The following is a 21,894-nucleotide window of genomic DNA, read 5'->3' as shown; positions in this document are numbered from 1 at the left end:
CAGAACGATATTTCCGACGCCAAGCGCTCTATTTACGTGACAAAGATCAAACTAATCATGAAATAAGCACTCTGATCGACACAGAAATCTAAGCAGATCAGCCAACGTCATCCCGTAAAACACACTATTTCCAGGCTTTTCTCTGACGGTAATCCGGAAACATAAAAGACTGGCTAAATTACACAGGCTGTCATTTTGCCGTCATTCTATCGACATAAAAAAGCCGGCCCCAGAAGGCCGGCTTTCTTAGTGCAGCATGAAAATTACTTCTTACCGCGGTTTTTCACCATATCCATCAAACGCTTACGTTGACGTGACTGGGAAATAGTCAATTTTTCTTTCTTACCTTCAAACGGGTTCTCGCTGTTCTGGAACTGGATACGGATTGGGGTACCCATAATTTCCAGAGACTTACGGTAGTAGTTCATCAGGTAACGTTTGTACGAATCTGGCAGCTCACGCACCATGTTTCCGTGGATCACGAAAATCGGCGGGTTGTAACCACCTGCGTGTGCATATTTCAGTTTCACACGACGGCCACGGATCATCGGTGGCTGGTGATCGTCCTGCGCCATATTCATGATACGGGTCAGCATAGAAGTACTGATACGCTTGGTCGCAGACTCGTAAGCTTCCTGAATCGATTCAAACAGGTGACCAACACCGGTACCGTGCAGCGCTGAAATGAAGTGGATACGGGCGAAGTCAACAAAGCCCAGACGACGGTCCAGCTCAGACTTCACGCGGTCTTTCACATCAGTGTCCAGACCATCCCACTTGTTCACTGCAATCACGATAGAACGACCGGCGTTCAGGGCAAAGCCCAACAGGCTCAAATCCTGATCAGAAATGTTCTCACGGGCATCAATAACCAGCAGTACCACGTTAGCGTCTTCAATCGCCTTCAGGGTCTGGATAACCGAGAACTTCTCAACCTTTTCGCTCACGCGCTTACGACGACGCACACCGGCGGTGTCGATGATCACGTACTCACGGCCGTCACGCTCCATCGGAATATAGATGGAGTCGCGGGTAGTGCCAGGCATGTCATATACCACCACGCGGTCTTCACCCAGAATACGGTTAGTCAGGGTGGATTTACCTACGTTCGGGCGACCGATGATGCTGAATTTGATAGGCAGGTTACGCAGACGCTCCAATGCAGACTCTGCATCTTCTTCGGTCAACTCTTTGTCTTCCTGATCAGTGTCTTCTTCACCAGTCAGGTCAACCAGACCCAGCGCTTCAGCTTCCGCCTCTTCCTGCTCAGCCAACTCTTCTGCGAATGGTTTCAACGCACGGTCGATCAGTGCCAGCACGCCACGGCCGTGTGCCGCTGCGATTTGGTACATCTCTTCCATACCCAGTTGCCAGAATTCGGCACTTGCCGCATCAGCGTCGATACCATCAACCTTGTTAACCACCAGGAAGGTTTTCTTTTCACGGGTACGCAGGTGCTTGGCAATCGCTTCATCCGCCACGGTCAGGCCAGCGCGGCCATCAACCATGAACAGGACAACGTCTGCTTCTTCAATCGCTGCCAGCGACTGCTCAGCCATCTTGGTTTCAACACCTTCTTCGGTACCGTCGATACCGCCGGTATCCACCACGATGAACTCATGCTCGCCGAGCATGGCTTTGCCGTACTTACGATCCCTGGTCAAACCCGGAAAATCTGCAACAAGCGCGTCACGCGTCCTTGTCAGTCGGTTAAAGAGTGTCGACTTCCCCACATTAGGACGCCCAACAAGGGCTACTACAGGAATCATACTGACCTCTAAAAATCTCTAATTCATTAATAACAGCGGCTCCTGACCGGTGAAGATCAGGAGCCGAATAATAGGTAAACAGCTGATATTACAGTGTTTGTTTTTTGCTTATTGTGCCATCACGCGTGATAACCACATAGCCGTCTTCTACCTTAACAGGTGCCGCCGCTATGCCACTGCTATCGAGCTTCTGCTGTGCCACAAACTCACCGCTGTTTGGTTCCATCCAATGCAGGTAACCTTCTGCGTCGCCTACCACCACATAGCCGGAAATGGCTACCGGCGCCGTCAACTGACGGTATTCCAGATCGTTGTTCTGCCACAACTCAGTGCCGCTACGTGCATCAACAGCCACCACATGATCTTTGTCTGTGATAAGGAACAGGTAACTGCCCACTACCAGAAAATCTGTCGCTGAACTGTATGTGCGTTTCCACGCAGGACGACCTGAACGCAGATCAATTGCTACCAATTGACCATTATACCCCACCGCGTAAAGCAATGAGCCTTCAATCACAGGTGATGCGTCAACATCCACCAAGCGGTCAATTTCTGTTGCCCCTTTCGGGCTGGCAATAGGCTGTTGCCAAATGATGTTGCCGTTTTCAATAAACGCAGCACCTAAACGGCCATTACCCATCCCCCAGAAAACACCGCCTGATACTGATGCCGGTGAACTGTCACCACGCAGCGTCAGGTTAGGGACGTCACTGGAAATACGCCAGCGCTCTTCGCCGCTTTCAGCATCGAAAGCCGCCAGCTCGCCACGGCTGGTGTTAACAATCACCACGCCCGCATCCGCCAGCGGTTTTGACAGGATCTCCCCGCCGACGTTGCTGCGCCACACGGTATCACCGGTTTCTTCATCCAGCGCAATCAGATCGCCGGTTTCAGTGCCCAGGTACACCTTGTTGTAGGAAGCCGTCAAGCCACCAGAAATCAGAGCCGGTGCTTCTTCACCGAGATCCACACTCCAGACGGTTTGACCATCTTCCGAACCGATTGCTTTTACAACGCCTTCACGGTCAGCCGCGAAAACCTTGCCGTAAGCTTCGGTAGGTGATAGCCGGCTGAAGTATTGACCAACACCGTCACCGACTTGGGAAGACCATGCCTGTGTCGGCGTAAACTCGCTGTTTACAACCGGCACAGGTGCCATCTGGATGGAATCTTCCTCACCCGCACAGCCTGCAAGCAGTGCTCCCAGCACGGCCACTGCACCAATTTGTTTCCATCCTTTGTGCATCATACTCAGACCTTACTGGGACAGGTTGTCCAGTTTCATTTGAACCACAGGGTTGGTAGCTGCTGCAATAGACGCTGCATACGCTGTGCGCGCTGCTGCCATATCACCTTTGCGGAGTTGAATATCGCCACGAAGCTCTTCAACCTGCGCTTTCCAGCTTTCTGCAGTTACGCCATCCAGCGCTTTCAGCGCCGCATCGTAGTTGCCCTGTTGCGCTTCAACTCGTGCAAGACGCACAGTTGCCAGCGTTTTCAGGGTGGCATCTTTCGAAGATTGTACTTTGCGAAGCTGCTCTGCCGCTTTGGTCAAATCGCCCGCTTCCACGTACGATTTTGCCAGTTGCAGCTCCAGCAAGGTTGCATATGAGCCTTCGTGATCTTTCAAGAAGGCTTCCGCTTGTGCTTCCGCCTGCGCGTCGCCTGCTGCCAGCGCGTTCACTACTTGAGTGTACTGTGCTGAAGCCTGTTCGCGGCTTGTTTCCAGCTCGGCCTGGTAGTAACGCCATCCATACAGACCGCCCAGACCAATGACTGCGCCGAGGACAACGGCTTTACCGTTGTCCCGCCACCACTTTTTAATCGCTTCGACTTGTTGTTCTTCTGTGGTGTAGACGTCCACGTTTAATCCTCTCTTAAACCAATTGAGCCAGTTTTTCGGCTACATCATCCTGAGAAATGGTCAGCTGTTCGCCGCCTTTAAGATCTTTGTACGTTACCTGGTTGTTCGCGACTTCGTCTTCGCCCAGTACCAGTGCAACACTCGCACCTACTTTATCAGCGCGTTTGAATTGCTTCTTAAAGTTACCGCCGCCGAAGTGTGTCATCACACGCAGACCCGGCACCTGCTCACGCAGTTTTTCCGCCAGTTGCATACCTGCAACCAAAGTACCGTCACCGGCAGTCACCATGTAAACGTCCACGACCGCGCGGGTCTGGCTCAGTTCCAGGGTTTCCATCAGCAGCACCAGACGCTCAACGCCCATTGCAAAGCCTACCGCTGGTGTCGGTTTGCCACCCAGTTGCTCAACCAGACCGTCATAGCGGCCACCGCCACATACTGTGCCCTGAGAGCCCAGGCTTTCAGTGATCCACTCAAATACGGTGCGGTTGTAGTAGTCCAAACCGCGAACCAGTTTCTCGTTTACCGTGTATTGGATGCCCGCAGCGTCCAACAGTTCACAAAGACCTGCAAAATGTTGTTTTGATTCTTCATCCAGGTACTCAGACAGCTTAGGTGCGTCAGTCAGCACCGCCTGGATTTCTGGCACTTTGGTATCAAGTACACGCAGTGGGTTGGTGTGCATGCGGCGTTTGCAATCTTCATCCAGCACGTCTTCGTGCTGCATCAAAAACTCCACCAGCGCTTCACGGTAATTGGCACGCGCTTCCAGTGAACCGATAGAGTTCAGTTCCAGGCGAACGTGCTCATGGATACCCAGCTTGCGCCACAGGCGTGCTGTCATCATGATCAGCTCTGCGTCAACGTCAGGGCCGTTCAGGCCAAATACTTCCACACCAAACTGGTGGAACTGACGGTAGCGGCCTTTCTGAGGACGCTCATGACGGAACATTGGGCCCATGTACCACAGACGCTGTTCCTGGTTGTACAGCAGACCGTTTTCAATACCGGCGCGTACACAACCCGCCGTACCTTCAGGGCGCAGGGACAGGCTGTCACCGTTGCGATCCTCAAAGGTATACATTTCTTTCTCTACCACGTCGGTCACTTCACCGATGGCGCGGCAGAACAGGTTAGTCATTTCAACGATCGGCATGCGCACTTCGCTGTAACCGTATGCGCTGATAACGTCTTTAACTGTGCCTTCAACTTTTTGCCAAAGTGGAGACTGTGTCGGGAGGCAGTCGTTCATGCCTCGGATTGCTTGGATAATTTTTGCCACGTTAACTCTCGTAACCGATCTGTTTGTTCTAGCTGCAAGTAAGCCAGAGCTTACTCTTGTGTATTCACGTCAATGCGGTTGGTTTCATCCAACATCGATGCTTTGGCCCGGATCTTCGCTTCCAGCTGGTCGATCAGGTTGTCGTTATCAAAACGTTCTTTCTGGCGTTTGCCATCATCGTAATACGCACTGCGTTTGTTACCACCGGCAACACCAATGTGTGACACTTCAGCTTCACCTGGGCCGTTAACCACACAGCCGATCACTGAAACGTCCATTGGTACCACAATGTCTTCCAGACGTTGTTCCAATGCGTTTACGGTGCCAATCACATCAAACTCCTGTCGGGAGCACGTTGGACAGGCAATAAAGTTGACGCCGCGCGAACGGATGCGCAGCGATTTCAAAATGTCGAAACCGACTTTGATCTCTTCTAACGGGTCAGCCGCCAGAGAGATACGCAGGGTATCACCAATACCTTCACTTAGCAGCATTCCAAGGCCAACCGCTGATTTCACAGCACCAGCACGTGCGCCACCTGCTTCGGTAATACCAAGGTGAAGAGGCTGGTCAATGCGCTTAGCCAGTTGACGGTAGGATTCTACTGCCAGGAAAACATCCGACGCTTTCACACTCACTTTGAACTGGTCAAAGTTGAGGCGGTCAAGAATATCAACATGGCGCATGGCAGATTCCACCAGCGCCGCAGGTGTTGGCTCGCCGTATTTTTCTTGAATGTCACGCTCAAGCGAACCACCGTTTACACCAATACGAATTGGGATGTTTTTGTCACGTGCGGCATCAACCACAGAGCGGATACGCTGCTCGTTACCGATATTACCCGGGTTGATACGCAGACAGTCAACGCCGTACTCCGCCACTTTCAGGGCAATACGGTAGTCAAAGTGAATATCAGCAACCAATGGGATCGACGTCTGTTGCTTGATCAGCTTAAACGCTTCCGCCGCTTCCATGGTCGGCACAGAGACACGAACGATATCCGCACCGACTTTTTCCAGCGCCTTGATCTGCGCCACTGTCGCTGCAACGTCAGTGGTACGGGTATTGGTCATGGACTGAACTGCGATCGGGGCGCCATCGCCAATTGGCACGTCACCCACATAAATACGCGTAGACTGGCGACGTTTAATAGGAGATTCGGTATGCATTAGGTGTACTCTGGATTACTTTGGAAGGCTCAAACGCGCGACACGCCCTGATGGATAGCCACTCAGATCGACTTTTTCGCCGTTATATTCAATATTCACTGCTGCAGGCGCACCCAACACCAATTTGAATGGTGCCTGACCGGTAAGGTCAATAGTCTCGCCAGCAGATTTTATCCCTGTCAACAGACGTTTGCCACTGGCATCGCGGATATCCACCCAGCAGTCGCCGTCAAATGACAACACCATGTTTGGTGTGTCGGCTGCAGGTTTGTTTGCAGGCTCTTCGGTTTTGGCCACTTCCACCGGTGCTGTAATCGCTGGTGAGGTCTCTACCACTTCAGACACCGCGGGTTCGATCACCTCGTTTTCAACAACAAGGGCAGTGTCTGCATTGTCAGGTGCTTCTGGCTCCATGACTTCAGCGACAGTCATCTCTTCCATTGGCTCAGCAACAGCTTCATCGACCGGTGACAGCATTGCCGTTTCATCGACAACAACTTCAGTATCATTCCCCAGCGTCAGCAGGGAATCGTTTTGCTGGTTCTGCCACCACCAAAACGCAGTCAAACCAACCGCGGCAGCCAGGATCACCCACGTCAGGCTCATTACGCGGCTGTCATTTTTTTCAAGGCGGGTTTTACGCGAGAAACTCTGCATTTTCTGCGCATTTTCTTCGGCCTGTGGTGTCGGTTTGAAATTGCCGAGCAGCTCGTCGGCGTTTAGTCCAACCAGCTTGGCATAAGATCGGATATAGCCACGGGTAAACGTGGCTATTTGTTGGTCGTCACAGCAGTTGTCTTCTAACTCGCGAATGACGGAAGCACGAAGTCTCAGACGGTCCGCAACATCCTGTTCGCTAAGCCCCATCGCTTCACGGGCTTTCTTCAGAATTTTCCCAGGATGCGTAGACTCAACCTCTAACTGCTGCTCTTCGTTTTGTTCAGTATTCATTCGTTAAGTACTGTCTATATTCTTTTGATTGTGGAAATTTGTTGGCCAGTACGCTGGCATAACGCTCAGCTTCTTTTGGCCGCTCTGCTTTGTTTTCCAGTTCAATCAGCGTCAACAGCGTTGTCGGTTTGTAACCGTAGCGTTTGTGGAAATGGAACAGGCGCATACGTGCCTCGTTCAGTTGATTGTCATCCACTTCCATTTGGGCGAGTTTCACTGACGACAACGGCCTGTTTGGCTCGTGATCTATCGCCTTGGCAAACCACAATTTAGCGTTATCCCGATCACCCGCTTTTAATGCGCATATGGCGGCGTTCTCAAAACTTCCGGACAGCTTGTAATAGTAGGGTTGCTCAATCGCCTTCGCAAATGCTTGCTGCGCTTCGTCATAACGTTCCTGACGGCATAAAAATACACCGTAGTTATTTCGAACGTCTCCGTTTTTCGGTGAATGACGCAACGCCGTTTTATATTGCTGCTCCGCTTGGTCGTACTCGCCCACCTCCTGAAGGTAGTAGGCAAAACTGATCAGTGAGCGGTAATACGTCGGTGCAAATTGCACCGCTTGTTCGAGGTTTTGTCTCGACCGCTCCCACTGCCCGGCTTTCAAATATGCCAGACCAAGCGAGATTCTGGACTCTGCAGCGTCAATGCTATCAAACTTCGCGTTATTTTGCTTCTCTGTTACTGTGACACAACCAGCTAATAATCCCATCAATAACAGAGCGCTAAGCGTCCTTGCCATTATCCCATCCTATCAGTCTCAGCAATCAGACTGATTTAACGGGAATTTGCTCCTCGGAAGTCAGTCTGCCTTGCGTGCGTTTGGTTCGATCGATCACATCACCGACAAGCTGACCGCATGCCGCATCGATGTCATCCCCACGGGTCTTACGAATGATGACCGTGTAATCGTATTGCATCAGTGTTTTCTGGAAACGGTCGATGCGTGAGTTACTCGGTTTCTTATATGGTGACCCAGGATAAGGGTTAAAAGGAATCAGGTTTATCTTCGCTGGCGTATCTTTTAACAGCTCTGCGAGTTGGCGCGCATGCTCCATATCATCATTAACGTGATCGAGCAAAATGTACTCAACCGTTACGCGACCGCGGTTAGCATTTGATGATGCAATGTAACGACGCACAGATGCCAAAAACGTTTCGATATCATAGCGATCATTGATTGGCATGATTTCGCTACGAAGTTGGTCATTCGGCGCATGCAGGGAAATCGCCAGCGCGACGTCAATCTTACCCGTCATCTGATCCAAGCCAGATACCACGCCTGAAGTAGATACGGTCACACGGCGTTTTGACAGACCATAACCCAGATCGTCCAGCATCAGGTTCAATGCCGGGATCAGGTTTTTCATGTTCAGCAGAGGCTCGCCCATGCCCATCATTACCACGTTGGTGATTGGACGGCGGCCGGTTTCTTTCTCGATACCGATTTCTTTTGCTGCACGCCAAACCTGGCCGATGATCTCAGACACTTTCAGGTTACGGTTAAAGCCTTGCTGCGCGGTTGAACAGAAGGTACATGCCAGCGCACAACCCACCTGCGAAGACACACACAGGGTCGCACGGTCTTCTTCAGGAATGTAAACGGTTTCTACGTCCTGGTTGCCCACACGCATCGCCCATTTGATGGTGCCATCAGAAGAATACTGGGCTGCGCTGACTTCGGGCGCGCGGATTTCACATTTTGCTTTCAGTTTTTCACGAAGCTGTTTGTTGATGTTGTTCATCTGATCGAAATCATCAACACCGAAATGGTACATCCACTTCATGATCTGATCGGCTCGGAATGCCTTTTCGCCTAACTCTTCAGCGAAAAACGCACGCAGCGCCTGTCGATCGAAATCCAGCAGATTGATTTTTTCTGTTGTCATCAGATTGCCTCGTGAACAATAAATCAGGGGTCTACCTATCAAGCGTTGTGCTTGAGCGGTCAATGGCGGTTCGCCTTAAATCAAGGCGCGAAATTGTACAGCCTTTGTGATCGGGATTCCACCTGTTCCCTACAGGGTTTTATAGTCGCTGAAAAGCGTAGACACAAAAAAAGGAGAGCCAGCGCTCTCCTTTTTCGTTTTTACTGAATGAATTAGCTTTTACGTGGGCAGATTTCATCATTGGCGAAGAAATAAGCAATTTCACGTTCGGCAGATACCGGGCTGTCTGAGCCGTGAACCGAGTTAAAGCGCATGCTAACTGCGTAATCAGCGCGTAATGTGCCACAGGCTGCTTCTTCCGGGTTGGTTTTACCCATCAGCTCACGGTAACGGACAATCGCATTTTCGCCTTCAAGCACCTGCACGGTTACAGGGCCAGATGTCATGAATGCCACCAAATCCTCGTAAAACGGTTTACCCTCATGCTCGGCATAGAACCCTTGCGCCTGCTCTTTAGTCAGTTGAAGCATCTTTGCTGCCACAATGCGCAGACCTGCCGCCTCAATGCGCTGGTAAATTGCGCCAATCAAATTACGTTCTACGGCGTCGGGCTTAACAATCGAAAAAGTGCGCTCAATAGTCATTCTATCTTCCTTTTATTTATGCCAGATAACCTGCCTAACACATGTTATCTGTTTGTAATCTCAAAGGTAGCCTACCAGAGCGCAATGCCAGCCCCCACACTGACATTGCGAAACCGTTAACTGTGTTGTTAAATCACGTAGCTTTTGTAGCAATTAACGGTGTGATTCATCCAGCAGGATGCGGGCAAGGGTTTTTACGCCCATACCTGTTGCGCCCACCGACCATTTATCGCTGGCAGACTTACGGTAAGTACCGGAGCAATCCAGGTGGATCCAACCGTTTTGGTATTCCTCAACGAAGTAGGACAGGAACGCTGCTGCTGTGCTTGCTCCCGGCGAATACTGACCTGCGCCCACATTGGACAGATCGGCAAAGCTTGAAGGCAACATCTGGCGGTGGAATTCCGCCAGCGGCAGACGCCACATGCCTTCCTGCTCTGCATCTGCTGCAGAGAGACAACGATTTGCCAGCGCATCATCAAAGCTGAACAGGGCGTGGTAATCGTTACCCAGCGCCATTTTTGCTGCACCGGTCAGGGTGGCACAGTCGATAGTCAGCGCAGGGTTGAACTCGTTGGCATACAACAAGCCATCGGCCAGCACCAGACGCCCTTCCGCATCCGAGTTCAGCACTTCTACGGTCACGCCGTTTTTGTAAGTGATGATGTCGCCAAGCTTGTACGCATTGCTGGAGATCATGTTCTCTGCACAGCAAAGGATCAGTTTGACGCGCTTGTTCAAACCCTGAGCGACAGCAAGACCCAGGCCACCAGTCGCCATCGCTGCGCCGCCCATGTCAGACTTCATCGCATCCATAAAGTTGGAGGGCTTGATGCTGTAACCACCGGAGTCAAAGGTGATGCCCTTGCCAATCAGGCAGGCAAATACTTCGGCATTCTCATCGCCGGTTGGGTTGTAATCGAGTTGCAGCATGGCAGGTTTACGCGCGGAACCACGGCCTACGGTATGGATACCCACCCAGCCTTGCTCCAGCAGATCCGCACCGGAGACAATCTTGTAGCTCACATGCTCCGGGTTTGGCGCCTGGGATTTAATGAACTCGCCAGCCCGGACAGCCAGTTGCTGAGGGCCAACTTCTTCTGCGGTTTCATTAATGATCTGGCGTACCCAATCCGTCGCCACCATGCGGTTGCTCAGTGCTTTCTGCGCTGCATCATCAAGCTCGGGTGCCACAAACTCCACGCCCGGTTTAGGTCCACGCAAACCCTGATAAAATGCCCAGGCAGTTTCCAGATCCCAGTTAGCACCAGACAGAGATACTTTGCGGATCCCCTGGCTATCCAGCTTACGGGCCGCCTGTTGAACCGGAGTGATCTTGTCTTTGCCAGTTGCATGGATCACCGCACCTTGCTCACCGAAAGAAAGCAGTGCATTCGCGCCCCAAACATCCGCTGCCGCTTCGTGGGATAGCGTGATAAGCATTTTGTCAGTCATGCTGAACTCCTTTTTGTTTTTCACCCTGGCGTTCTTTGCAGAGTGTCATTGTTATTCTTGGCTGATTTTCGCCTCAAGCTTATACCTAAACAACCTGAAGATTCAGGATTCAGCGAGATTGACTGACGTTGTGATCGCGGCGTTCCTTTGTAGGTGTAGTCACCTCCATCAAAAAGGAACAACAAAGAGCACGGCGTCAGTCAACTCGCCCGAAGGGAGGCCATCAATGCGAGCATCTTCAGGTCGTTTAGGTATACATCTCAAATATGACGGTTTGCCTGATACAACGAAGCGGGCATCATGCCCGCTTTGATTGATTTCAATTTGCCTGCATTAATGCCCTAAAACAAGGGCTTTAATCCATTTCTTCCATCCAGCACAGGATGATCGCCTCCAGAATTTTCTCGTTGGAGTGATTTGGGTCATCAGAGAAATCTTCCAGTTCCATCACCCAGCGGTGCAGATCGGTAAAGCGCACCGTTTTAGGGTCAGTGTCCGGGAATTTTTCTACCAGCTCAATCGCGATATCACGCGAATCAATCCATTTCAGGCTCATAGTCTCTCCTACCAATTCTGTGCTTAGTGGTTTTCTGCCGCCAGGTTCAGGGTGTAGCGTGGGATTTCGACCACCAGATCTTCGTCCGCTACTTTAGCCTGACAACCCAAACGTGATTCAGGCTCCAAACCCCATGCTTTATCCAGCATGTCATCTTCCAGCTCGTCGCTTTCTTCCAGTGAATCGAAGCCTTCACGGATCACTACGTGGCATGTGGTGCATGCACACGATTTTTCACAAGCATGCTCAATCGCAATACCGTTACGCAGCGCAACGTCCAGTACTGTTTCACCGGTATTTGCTTCCAACACCGCGCCTTCAGGGCAGAGATCCTGGTGTGGCAGAACAACAATCTTTGGCATGTTTAAACCTCGTCAATGGAATGGCCAGCCAGCGCTTCACGGATGGATTTGTCCATACGGCGTGAAGCAAATTCCTGGCTCGCTTTATCTGTATCTTTAATGCTTTGCTCAATCGCAGCAGCATCGTCACCGTTGCGCAAGGCAATCAGTGCCTCAATGGCTTTCACCAGATCTTTCTGTTCTTGCTCGGACAGCAATGTGTCGGCGTCGGCCTGCATCGCCACCAGAAGGCCTTCAATCACACGATCCGCTTCCACGCGCTGCTCCGCCAGATAGCGGGCATCTTTATCTTCCTGCGCATGGCTGAATGATGATTTGATCATGTCGGCAATTTCGGTATCACTCAGACCGTAAGACGGTTTCACCTGAATCGACGCCTGCACCTCAGTGCTCTTTTCCATCGCAGTCACAGACAGCAGACCGTCCGCATCAACCTGGTAGGTCACGCGGATATGGGCAGCACCTGCCGTCATCGGCGGAATGCCTTTCAGGGTGAAGTTGGCCAGTGAGCGGCAATCGTCCACCATTTCACGCTCACCTTGGACCACGTGCACTTTCATGCCTGTCTGGCCATCTTTGAACGTGGTGAACTCCTGCGCACGGGCGACAGGGATCGTAGTGTTACGCGGAATAATTTTCTCCACCAGACCGCCCATGGTTTCAATACCGAGCGACAGTGGGATAACATCCAGCAGCAGCATTTCGCCATCCGGCTTGTTACCCACCAGAATGTCTGCCTGTGTCGCGGCGCCGATAGCAACCACTTTGTCCGGGTCAATGCTGGTCAGTGGCGTACGGCCAAAAAACTCGCCCACCTGCTCACGTACCAGAGGAACACGGGTCGAACCACCCACCATCACCACTTCCAGTACATCGTCAGCACCCACGCCCGCATCTTTCAGCGCTCGGCGGCATGACAACAGGGTTTTCTTCACCAATGAACCAATCAGATCGTCGAACTGGGCACGGGTGATCTCACCTTGCCAGCCCAGCACGCTGATGTCTGTGCTGTCAGCACCGCTCAGCGCCACCTTTGCTGCCGTTGCGGCATTTATCAGACGCGCACGGTCATCGCCGGAAAGTTTGGTAAAGCCCGCTTGTTCGCTGATCCAGTCAGCCACAAGATGGTCAAAGTCATCGCCGCCGAGCGCTGAATCGCCGCCGGTTGATAGCACTTCAAACACACCTTTTGACAGGCGTAGGATAGAAATATCAAACGTACCGCCACCCAGGTCGTAAACCGCAATCACGCCTTCCTGACCTGAATCCAGGCCATAGGCAATTGCCGCAGCGGTTGGCTCGTTCAGCAGACGAAGTACTTTGAGACCGGCCAGTTTGGCGGCGTCTTTGGTGCCTGCACGCTGCGCATCGTCAAAGTACGCAGGAACCGTGATCACCACACCTTCCAGCTCACCACCCAGTGCCGATTCTGCACGTGCATTGACGGCACGGAGGATGTCCGCTGACACTTCAATCGGGTTCTTTTTGCCGGCGCGGGTCTCAATCAGGGGCAGACCATTTTCAGAGGCTGAAAGCGTGTAAGACAGGTTTGGATAACGCGCCTGAACGTCCGCCAGAGAACGCCCCATCAGGCGTTTGACAGAGCTGATGGTGTTGGCACTGTCAGTTTCTGACATCGCCTTGGCCTGGAAACCCACTGTGGTTTCTTCGCCGTAATGAACCACTGACGGGATCAGCGCTTGACCGTCCAGATCGTTAAGCGTGGTTGCGGTGCCGCTGCGGACAGAAGCCACCAGCGTATTGGTTGTTCCAAGGTCAATACCCACCGCAAGCTTGTGCTCGTGCGGCGCAGCACTTTGACCCGGTTCTGCAATTTGTAACAGTGCCATGAGGATTCCTGTAGCCTGACCTGCTGCGTTGCGTTAGCCCAACAGCCGATCTTCGATTCGTTCGATTTCTTGCTTGAGTTTGACCAAGAACTTCAGCTTGCGCACGGTGGCTGCCGCATCGGGCCATTGTGCTTCATTCAGTTGAGTGGTCAATTCTGCCAGCAACACCTTGTGCAAGGTGGTAGCGCGTTGTTCAAAGTCGAACAACAAGTCTTCCGGCGTATCGCTGTCTGCAATCTCTTCCAGCTCTTCACGTAGCTCCATTTGCTGCATCAGAAATTCCGGATCTTGCAGGGTTTGCTGCTCGTCGCGCAGTTCAATACCGTTGAGGGAGAGAATATATTCCGCACGGCGAACAGGGTCGCTCAGCGTTTGATAGGCATCGTTGATTTGGGCGGCTTTCTGCACGGCCAACCGGCGATCCTGCTCAGAGGCTGTCGCGAATTTGTCCGGATGAAAACGTCTTTGAAGTTCGCGAAACTGCGAAGAAAGAGAGCTACCATCCAGTTCAAACTGACATGATAGCCCGAATAGTTCGAAATGATTCATTTCATCTCACGAGTTAAACGTTAAAGCTTTCGCCGCAACCACACTCACTGCTTACGTTAGGGTTGTTGAACTTGAAGCCTTCGTTCAGCCCTTCTTTTGCGAAGTCCAACTCAGTGCCTTCCAGGTACAGCATGCTTTTGCTGTCGACGATGATTTTTACACCGTCATGGTCGAACACCTGGTCTTCTTCCTGGAGCTCATCAACGAACTCCAGAACATACGCCATTCCTGAACAGCCCGACGTGCGAACACCCAGACGCAGGCCGATGCCTTTGCCGCGATTTTCAAGAAAGGTGCGAACGCGCGATGCCGCTGCGTCAGTCATAGTAATGGCCATAGATACAACAACCCTTTTATTACGTATTAAGCTTCGTGTTTTTTCTTGTAGTCGTTAACTGCTGCTTTGATAGCATCTTCCGCAAGGATTGAGCAGTGTACTTTTACTGGTGGCAGTTCCAGCTCTTCTGCGATTTCAGCATTCTTGATCGCAGCCGCTTCGTCCAGTGATTTGCCTTTTACCCACTCAGTAACCAGTGAGCTTGAAGCAATCGCCGAACCACAGCCGTAAGTTTTGAACTTCGCATCTTCAATGATGCCCTGCTCGTTTACCTTGATTTGCAGCTTCATCACGTCACCACACGCCGGTGCGCCAACCATGCCGCTACCTACGCTTGGATCGTTTTTGTCAAAGCCACCCACGTTACGTGGATTTTCATAGTGATCGATTACTTTTTCGCTGTAAGCCATGATTATGTCCTCAAATCCTGTAGCCGCTTAGTGGTGTGCCCACTCAACAGTGCTCAAATCAATACCTTCTTTGTACATGTCCCACAGAGGTGACATTTCACGCAGCTTGGTTACCGCTTTGCGAACCTGCTCAACTGCGTAGTCGACTTCTTCTTCCGTGGTGAAACGGCCGAATGAGAAACGGATTGAGCTGTGTGCCAGTTCGTCATCCAGTCCCAATGCGCGCAATACATAAGAAGGCTCAAGGCTTGCAGAAGTACATGCAGAGCCAGATGATACTGCCAGGTCTTTCAGCGCCATCAGCAGTGATTCACCTTCAACGAAGGCAAAGCTCACGTTCAGGTTGGACGCAACACGTTGCTCCAAATCACCGTTCACGTAAACCGCTTCCAGATCTTTCACACCGTCGAAGAATCGGTTACGCAGGGCAAGTGAATGCGCCATGTCTTTTTCCAACTCTTCCTTTGCGATGCGGAATGCTTCACCCATGCCCACGATTTGGTGGGTTGGCAGCGTACCGGAACGGAAACCACGCTCATGACCGCCGCCGTGCATTTGCGCTTCAAGACGGATACGTGGCTTACGGCGAACATACAGTGCACCGATACCTTTAGGGCCATACGCTTTGTGTGCGCTCATGGAGATCAGGTCAACCTTGATATCCTGAGTGTCCAGTGGCTGTTTGCCAACAGATTGCGCCGCATCAACGTGGAAAATGATTTTGCGCGAGCGGCAAAGTTCGCCAATCGCTTTGATGTCCTGAATCACGCCGATTTCATTGTTCACGTGCATGATAGAAACCAAAATGGTGTCTTCGCGCATCGCATCAGCCAGTTTATTCAGGTCGATAATACCGTTTGATTCTGGCTCAAGGTAAGTGACTTCGTAGCCTTCGCGCTCCAGTTGACGGCATGGGTCAAGAACCGCTTTGTGCTCGGTCTTACAGGTAATGATGTGCTTACCTTGCTTGCCGTAGAAGTGCGCAGCGCCTTTGATTGCCAGGTTATCTGATTCAGTCGCACCTGATGTGAACACGATCTCACGCGGATCAGCGTTCAGGTAGTTGGCGATGTGTTCACGGGCAGTATCAACCGCCTCTTCAGCTTGCCAGCCGAAACGGTGTGAACGGGATGCCGGGTTACCGAAACATCCATCGATGGTCAGGTACTGCATCATTTTCTCTGCAACACGCGGATCCACTGGGCATGTTGCTGAGTAGTCAAAATAAATCGGCAATTTCATTTGTTTCTCCAAGTACTCCGGCACGACTGATCACGAGCGAATGTTAACGCTCACATTGGTGGCTGGCCTTTCACTGCCACTGGAGTTTAAACCATGTCTTACAATAGTTGTGGACTCTAACGAAGAGTCCTGACGACCCGCGATCTGCTTAACTTCATTGTCTTGCATCAATTCGCCGAGCGTAATGTCATTTAAAAAGCTGCTGATACGCGAGCTAAGGTCACGCCAAAGCGTGTGTGTCAGGCAACGGGTTCCACCCTGGCAATCGCCTTTACCCTGACACTTGGTGGCATCGACTGATTCGTCCACCGCGGCAATCACCATGCCGACTGCAATCTCATTTGCATCCACACCCAGACGGTAACCACCACCCGGGCCACGAACGCTTGATACCAGCCCCGCTTTGCGGAGACGGGAAAAGAGTTGCTCCAGATACGACAGAGAAATTCCTTGGCGTTCTGAAATGTCCGCGAGAGGCACTGGCCCCTGTTCGGAGTGAAGTGCGACATCGAGCATCGCAGTAACGGCATATCTGCCTTTCGAAGTCAGTCTCATAACATCCTACCTGTGAGCGAGTAATGAAATGAGTCTGACATACCCGACTATTATGGTCAAGTATTTAACCTACTAAAACAGTCAGGCTTTTAGCCCTAGACGTAAAGTGGTTATTTTTGCGCCTCTTTCATCTTTTTTTCAACCGATGAAAGCACACCACGCAAGATATTCAGTTCCTGACTCTCAGGTCTTGCACGGTTGAACAAACGGCGAAGCTTGGTCATGACCATGCCCGGGTGGGACTTATTGATAAAACCGGTGTTGTCCAGCACTTGCTCAAGATGGTCATAGAAACGTTCCAGATCTTCAGCCAGCGGATACTCCTGCTCTTTCACTTCACCTTTGTAAGCCTGGCTGTCGAGCCACGCCATACGTGATTCATAGCAAAGGGTTTGTACCGCCATCGCCAGATTCAGAGAGCTGTATTCAGGGTTGGCCGGGATAGCCACGTGATAGTTACACGCCTGAAGTTCATCGTTAGTTAGACCGGTGCGTTCACGACCAAACACAAAAGCAACTGGATGCTGAGGCGCTTCTTCAATCGCCTTGATACCACATTCACGGGAATCCAGCATTGGCCAATCCAGCGTACGGCTGCGTGCACTGGTACCAATCACCAGACCACAATCTGCCACCGCTTCTTCTACCGTCTCCACGATACGTGCGTTGTTAGCAATATCGCTGGCACCGGCAGCCAGTGCGATCGCCTGACCATCTACTTTACACTCAGGCGCAACCAGCACCATGTGTTTAAGACCCATCACTTTCATGGCACGGGCGGCAGAGCCAATGTTGCCTGAATGCGTGGTGCCGACCAGCACAATTCGAATATTATCTAACATTTAACGTTCACTGAAATTCGTTGACGAAAAGCAATCAAACCGCGCCTTGGCGCCATTTGATAATAAAGCCGCGGGATTCTAACACAGCAGCTTTTGATTTTCCCTTTTTAGCGCCTGTGTAAAAAGCAGATGAGCAAAAAATAACCACTTCCCTTTTGCCGCAGCTCTGATATACTCGCCGCCGCTTTCCGTTCTTTAACATCCGTTGGGAAATTCGTATGCATCCAATGCTAAACATTGCTATTCGCGCTGCGCGAAAAGCTGGCGATTTTATCGCTAAATCTGCTGAAAACTCTGATAACGTTGAAACCACTCAAAAAGGTTCTAACGACTTTGTTACTAACATCGACAAAGCAGCAGAACAAATCATCATCGACGTGATCAAGAAGTCGTACCCAGAGCACAACATCGTGACTGAAGAAGCCGGTGTTATTACTGGTAAAGACACTGATTACCAATGGATCATCGACCCACTGGATGGCACTACCAACTTCGTAAAAGGTTTCCCACACTTCTCTGTGTCTATCGCGCTGCGCATCAAAGGCCGCACCGAGGTAGCTTGTGTGTACGATCCACTGCGTAACGAACTGTTCTCTGCTCAGCGCGGTGCTGGTGCACAGCTGAACAGCAAACGTATCCGTGTGGGCGTGGCGAAAGATCTGCAAGGTACTATCCTGGCAACTGGTTTCCCGTTCAAAGCGAAACAACACTCTGAAGGTTTCATCAAAGTCGTTGGCGCACTGTTCGTTGACTGTGCAGACTTCCGTCGCACTGGTTCTGCAGCACTGGATCTGTGTTACGCGGCAGCTGGCCGTGTAGACGGTTTCTTCGAGCTGGGCCTGAAACCTTGGGACATGGCGGCAGGTGAACTGATCGCACGTGAAGCTGGCGCATTGTGCACCGACTTCGCTGGCGGTACTGATTACATGCAGTCAGGCAACATCGTTGTTGCTAACCCTAAAGTACTGAAAGGTATCCTGGGTAAAATTCGCGACAACGCAAACGAAGCAATGAAGAAATAAGCCTCTTCGCTTTCGATAAAAACGGCGTCCTTCGGGGCGCCGTTTTTGTTTGGGGCGATTGAGACTGGAGACTGGAGACTGGAGACTGGAAGGTTATTGTCTCTCCGGTTGAGGCACGAGAAAATCTGCTCTATCTGCTCTATCTGCTCTATCTGCTCTATCTGCTCTATCTGCTCTATCTGCTCTATCTGCTCTATCTGCTTTTTCTACCCATCTGCTTTTTCTATTCCCTGCTCTTAATCTCGATCACCAAATAAAAAAACGGAGCCTTTCAGCTCCGTTTTCTATTTCACCGTTTCAGCTAGCCATTAAGGCATTGCATCGAACTCTTCACCTTCTTTGTCCACCGGTGGTGGTGGCAGCAGGTGCTCACGGGTCAGACCCAGAGACAGAGCAATCGCGGATGCAACGTAGATTGATGAATAAGTACCGACGGTGATACCAATCAGCAACGCTGCGGCAAAACCGTGGATCATCGCGCCACCTTGCAGGAACAGTGCGATTACCACAAACAGGGTGGTACCTGAGGTGATAATAGTACGGCTCAGTGTCTGCGAGATTGACTCGTTCATGATGTCCGCGCTGTCGCCCTTACGCATCTTGCGGAAGTTTTCACGCACACGGTCAAACACAACGATGGTATCGTTGAGCGAGTAACCGACAACGGTCAGCAGTGCTGCAACGATAGTCAGGTCAACTTCAATCTGGAACAGCGAGAAGATACCCAGCGTAATGATAACGTCGTGAGCCAGTGACATTACTGCACCGGTTGCCAGACGCCATTCAAATCGCAGTGACACATAAAGCAAGATACAGATCAGCGATACCAGAATCGCCAGGCCGCCCGCTTCGGTCAGCTCTTCACCCACGTTCGGGCCCACAAACTCGATACGGCGCATTTCCACTTCTTGGCCAGTACCGGCCTTGATAGCGTCCAGAATTTGCGTACCCAGCAATTCGCCCTTCAGATCGTCACGAGGACGCAGGCGCACCATCACATCGCGTGCAGTACCGAAGTTTTGTACGATCGCATCGCCAAAACCTTTTGCTGCCAGTGCTTCACGGATTTGAGGCAAATCCGCCGGTTTTTCGAACCCTACTTCAATCAGGGTACCGCCCGTGAAATCCAGACCCCAGTTCAGCCATTTGGTTGACAGGGTAAAGATCGAGGCGGCAATCATCAGCGCCGACAAAATATATGCAGGCTTGGTCAAGCGCATGAAATCGAAGTAAAAGTTCGGCTTTAAAAGTTGAAACATTTTAATGCCTCCTTAAATCGACAATTTATCAATGCGCTTACCGCCGTAAACCAGGTTAACCAGGCAACGGGTACCGATAATGGCAGTGAACATAGAGGTGAGAATACCGATAGACAGCGTAACCGCGAAGCCTTTCACCGGACCTGTACCCACAGCAAACAGGATGATAGCTGTGATAAGGGTGGTGATGTTGGCATCGGCGATGGTGCTGAATGCATTCGCATAACCCTGGTGAATCGCCTGTTGAGGGTTGCGTCCCTCATTGAGTTCATCCCGGATACGCTCGAAGATCAGTACGTTGGCGTCAATCGCCATACCTACGGTCAGTACGATACCTGCGATACCCGGCAGAGTCATGGTTGCGCCCGGAATCATCGACATTACACCGATGATCAGCACAACGTTTGCCAGCAAGGCAACGTTCGCAAACAGACCGAAACGACGGTAGTAAACCGCAGTAAACAGCATGACTGCCAGTAAGCCGTACAGACACGCCTTGATACCCATGTCGATGTTCTGCTGACCCATAGACGGGCCAATAGTACGCTCTTCGACAATAGAGATTGGCGCAATCAGGGCACCGGCACGCAGCAGCAGCGCAAGGTTGTGCGCTTCAGCCTGGGAGTCGATACCAGTGATACGGAAGTTACGGCCCAGCGCAGATTGAATTGTCGCTTGGTTGATCACTTCTTCGTGCTTGGACAGGATAACCTTGCCATTCGCATCACGTTTGCCGCTGTCTTTGTATTCAGCAAAAACCGTCGCCATCAACTTGCCAACGTTGTTCTTACTGAATGCCGCCATCTTGCTGCCACCTTCGCTGTCGAGCGAGATGTTAACCTGTGGACGGCTGTATTCGTCAAAGCTTGAGCTTGCATCTGTGATGCTGGAACCACCAAGGATCACGCGCTTTTTCAGCACGACAGGACGGCCATCACGGGTCATCTTCACTTCACTGCCTGGAGGCACACGGCCTGAAGCAGCTGCTGCAAGATCCGCACTGTCATCCACTTCGCGGAATTCCAAGGTTGCCGTAGCACCCAGGATTTCTTTCGCACGTGCAGTGTCCTGAACACCTGGAAGCTCAACCACGATGCGGCTCGCACCCTGACGTTGAACCAGTGGCTCAGCCACACCCAGTTCGTTCACACGGTTGCGCAGAATGGTGATGTTCTGATCAACAGCGTAGTTACGGATTTCCTGCAGACGTGCTTCGGTGAACTTCGCAGAAACAGCAAAACGGTCGCTATCGGTGGTAAACACCATATCTGGGTGCAGTTTCGCCAGTTCACGTTCCGCCTCTTCCATTTCGTTCGCGTTACGCAACATCACTTCGATGTTGTCGTCGCCGCCGACACGGATACCACGGTAACGGATTTTCGCTTCACGGAGTTCTGTACGGAAAGTGTCTTCCTGTTGACTCAGCAGTTTTTCCATTGCAGCGTCCATGTCCACTTCCATCAGGAAGTGCACACCACCACGCAGGTCCAGACCCAGTTTCATTGGGTTGGCGCCAATTGCTTCAAGCCATTCAGGGGTTGCAGGGGCAAGGTTCAGTGCGATAACCAATCCTGCTTCTTTGAAGTCAGCATTCAGCAGGTCACGGGCTTCAATCTGATCATCGGTGTTTTTAAAACGAACCAGTACTGTGCCGTTTTCGAGCGCGATGGATTGATAAGGAATCTTGTCTTTTTCGAGGGTTGATTTAACGGTGTCCAGAGTTGAGAGATCAACCGAGGCGCCACGCGCCCCGGTGATTTGAACCGCTGGATCTTCACCGTAAAGATTGGGAAGTGCATAAAGTGCGCCGATCAAAAGGACGGCGACAACCATAATGTACTTCCACAAAGGATAACGGTTTAGCACTGCTAGGATCCTTTATGG

At 51.5% G+C, this 21,894-nt stretch carries 22 protein-coding genes; 1 reads left to right on the top strand and 21 read right to left on the bottom strand.

Annotation, left to right across the window (positions count from 1 at the left end; translation table 11 throughout):
* Nucleotides 1-263 precede the first annotated feature (263 nt).
* From der to trmJ, 19 genes are all read right to left on the bottom strand, one after another.
* Entirely contained in the window at nucleotides 264-1,769 is a 1,506-nt protein-coding gene (der, locus tag KU854_RS14435; RefSeq protein ID WP_218359179.1) for a ribosome biogenesis GTPase Der, read from the bottom strand.
* Nucleotides 1,770-1,857: 88 nt separating this feature from the next.
* Nucleotides 1,858-3,015, bottom strand: a complete 1,158-nt coding sequence (bamB, locus tag KU854_RS14430; protein ID WP_418885862.1) for an outer membrane protein assembly factor BamB — start codon at nucleotides 3,013-3,015, stop codon at nucleotides 1,858-1,860.
* A 12-nt stretch (nucleotides 3,016-3,027) separates the two neighbouring features.
* Nucleotides 3,028-3,633, bottom strand: a complete 606-nt coding sequence (locus tag KU854_RS14425; RefSeq protein ID WP_218359177.1) for a YfgM family protein — start codon at nucleotides 3,631-3,633, stop codon at nucleotides 3,028-3,030.
* Between the two features lie 13 nt (nucleotides 3,634-3,646).
* Nucleotides 3,647-4,915 (bottom strand): histidine--tRNA ligase, encoded by a 1,269-nt coding sequence (gene hisS, locus KU854_RS14420; RefSeq protein ID WP_218359176.1) that lies wholly within the window; start codon nucleotides 4,913-4,915, stop codon nucleotides 3,647-3,649.
* A 50-nt stretch (nucleotides 4,916-4,965) separates the two neighbouring features.
* Nucleotides 4,966-6,084 carry a flavodoxin-dependent (E)-4-hydroxy-3-methylbut-2-enyl-diphosphate synthase gene (gene ispG / locus KU854_RS14415; RefSeq protein ID WP_218359175.1) on the bottom strand — a complete coding sequence of 373 codons (1,119 nt, stop codon included), beginning with the start codon at nucleotides 6,082-6,084 and terminating at the stop codon, nucleotides 4,966-4,968.
* 15 nt (nucleotides 6,085-6,099) lie between these two features.
* The gene (rodZ, locus tag KU854_RS14410; RefSeq protein WP_218359174.1) at nucleotides 6,100-7,035 is read right to left on the bottom strand and encodes a cytoskeleton protein RodZ; all 936 of its coding nucleotides are present in this window, start codon (nucleotides 7,033-7,035) and stop codon (nucleotides 6,100-6,102) included.
* Complete coding sequence (gene pilW, locus KU854_RS14405; protein ID WP_054778556.1) at nucleotides 7,025-7,780, bottom strand: type IV pilus biogenesis/stability protein PilW; 756 nt, start codon at nucleotides 7,778-7,780, stop codon at nucleotides 7,025-7,027. The genes rodZ and pilW overlap by 11 nt, the downstream gene beginning before the upstream one ends.
* Before the next feature lie 25 nt (nucleotides 7,781-7,805).
* Nucleotides 7,806-8,927 (bottom strand): dual-specificity RNA methyltransferase RlmN, encoded by a 1,122-nt coding sequence (rlmN, locus tag KU854_RS14400; protein WP_218359173.1) that lies wholly within the window; start codon nucleotides 8,925-8,927, stop codon nucleotides 7,806-7,808.
* 212 nt (nucleotides 8,928-9,139) lie between these two features.
* Nucleotides 9,140-9,571, bottom strand: coding sequence for a nucleoside-diphosphate kinase (gene ndk, locus KU854_RS14395; RefSeq protein ID WP_218359172.1), 432 nt, complete (start codon nucleotides 9,569-9,571; stop codon nucleotides 9,140-9,142).
* 153 nt (nucleotides 9,572-9,724) lie between these two features.
* The gene (gene pepB, locus KU854_RS14390) at nucleotides 9,725-11,026 is read right to left on the bottom strand and encodes an aminopeptidase PepB (protein ID WP_218359171.1); all 1,302 of its coding nucleotides are present in this window, start codon (nucleotides 11,024-11,026) and stop codon (nucleotides 9,725-9,727) included.
* A 355-nt stretch (nucleotides 11,027-11,381) separates the two neighbouring features.
* Nucleotides 11,382-11,582, bottom strand: a complete 201-nt coding sequence (gene iscX / locus KU854_RS14385) for a Fe-S cluster assembly protein IscX (protein ID WP_054779827.1) — start codon at nucleotides 11,580-11,582, stop codon at nucleotides 11,382-11,384.
* Between the two features lie 23 nt (nucleotides 11,583-11,605).
* Nucleotides 11,606-11,944: an ISC system 2Fe-2S type ferredoxin gene (gene fdx / locus KU854_RS14380; protein WP_218359170.1), complete on the bottom strand. Its 339-nt coding sequence runs from the start codon at nucleotides 11,942-11,944 to the stop codon at nucleotides 11,606-11,608.
* Between the two features lie 2 nt (nucleotides 11,945-11,946).
* Nucleotides 11,947-13,794, bottom strand: coding sequence for a Fe-S protein assembly chaperone HscA (gene hscA / locus KU854_RS14375; protein ID WP_218359169.1), 1,848 nt, complete (start codon nucleotides 13,792-13,794; stop codon nucleotides 11,947-11,949).
* 33 nt (nucleotides 13,795-13,827) lie between these two features.
* Nucleotides 13,828-14,343, bottom strand: a complete 516-nt coding sequence (hscB, locus tag KU854_RS14370) for a co-chaperone HscB (RefSeq protein WP_218359168.1) — start codon at nucleotides 14,341-14,343, stop codon at nucleotides 13,828-13,830.
* 13 nt (nucleotides 14,344-14,356) lie between these two features.
* Nucleotides 14,357-14,680: an iron-sulfur cluster assembly protein IscA gene (gene iscA / locus KU854_RS14365; protein WP_054779824.1), complete on the bottom strand. Its 324-nt coding sequence runs from the start codon at nucleotides 14,678-14,680 to the stop codon at nucleotides 14,357-14,359.
* A 26-nt stretch (nucleotides 14,681-14,706) separates the two neighbouring features.
* On the bottom strand, nucleotides 14,707-15,090 hold the full coding sequence (gene iscU, locus KU854_RS14360; protein WP_054779823.1) for a Fe-S cluster assembly scaffold IscU: 384 nt from the start codon (nucleotides 15,088-15,090) through the stop codon (nucleotides 14,707-14,709).
* Nucleotides 15,091-15,117: 27 nt separating this feature from the next.
* Nucleotides 15,118-16,332: an IscS subfamily cysteine desulfurase gene (locus KU854_RS14355; RefSeq protein WP_218359167.1), complete on the bottom strand. Its 1,215-nt coding sequence runs from the start codon at nucleotides 16,330-16,332 to the stop codon at nucleotides 15,118-15,120.
* A gap of 30 nt (nucleotides 16,333-16,362) precedes the next feature.
* Nucleotides 16,363-16,887 carry a Fe-S cluster assembly transcriptional regulator IscR gene (iscR, locus tag KU854_RS14350; protein ID WP_218359166.1) on the bottom strand — a complete coding sequence of 175 codons (525 nt, stop codon included), beginning with the start codon at nucleotides 16,885-16,887 and terminating at the stop codon, nucleotides 16,363-16,365.
* A 110-nt stretch (nucleotides 16,888-16,997) separates the two neighbouring features.
* Nucleotides 16,998-17,729 (bottom strand): tRNA (cytosine(32)/uridine(32)-2'-O)-methyltransferase TrmJ, encoded by a 732-nt coding sequence (trmJ, locus tag KU854_RS14345; RefSeq protein WP_218359165.1) that lies wholly within the window; start codon nucleotides 17,727-17,729, stop codon nucleotides 16,998-17,000.
* A gap of 218 nt (nucleotides 17,730-17,947) precedes the next feature.
* Between trmJ and suhB the strand changes: the two genes are divergently transcribed.
* Entirely contained in the window at nucleotides 17,948-18,751 is an 804-nt protein-coding gene (suhB, locus tag KU854_RS14340; protein ID WP_054779821.1) for an inositol-1-monophosphatase, read from the top strand.
* A 308-nt stretch (nucleotides 18,752-19,059) separates the two neighbouring features.
* On the opposite strand, the gene secF is transcribed toward suhB, so the two are convergent.
* Together secF and secD are read right to left on the bottom strand one after the other, a co-directional pair.
* Nucleotides 19,060-20,010 carry a protein translocase subunit SecF gene (gene secF, locus KU854_RS14335; RefSeq protein ID WP_218359164.1) on the bottom strand — a complete coding sequence of 317 codons (951 nt, stop codon included), beginning with the start codon at nucleotides 20,008-20,010 and terminating at the stop codon, nucleotides 19,060-19,062.
* A 12-nt stretch (nucleotides 20,011-20,022) separates the two neighbouring features.
* Entirely contained in the window at nucleotides 20,023-21,876 is a 1,854-nt protein-coding gene (gene secD / locus KU854_RS14330) for a protein translocase subunit SecD (RefSeq protein WP_218359163.1), read from the bottom strand.
* Between the last annotated feature and the right edge of the window lie 18 nt (nucleotides 21,877-21,894).

The sequence above is a fragment of the Enterovibrio paralichthyis genome (assembly GCF_019209835.1).
GTDB classification, from domain to species: Bacteria; Pseudomonadota; Gammaproteobacteria; order Enterobacterales; family Vibrionaceae; genus Enterovibrio; species Enterovibrio paralichthyis.
Note: the sequence above shows the minus strand (reverse complement) of the source record. Positions and strands in the feature narration are given on the sequence as shown.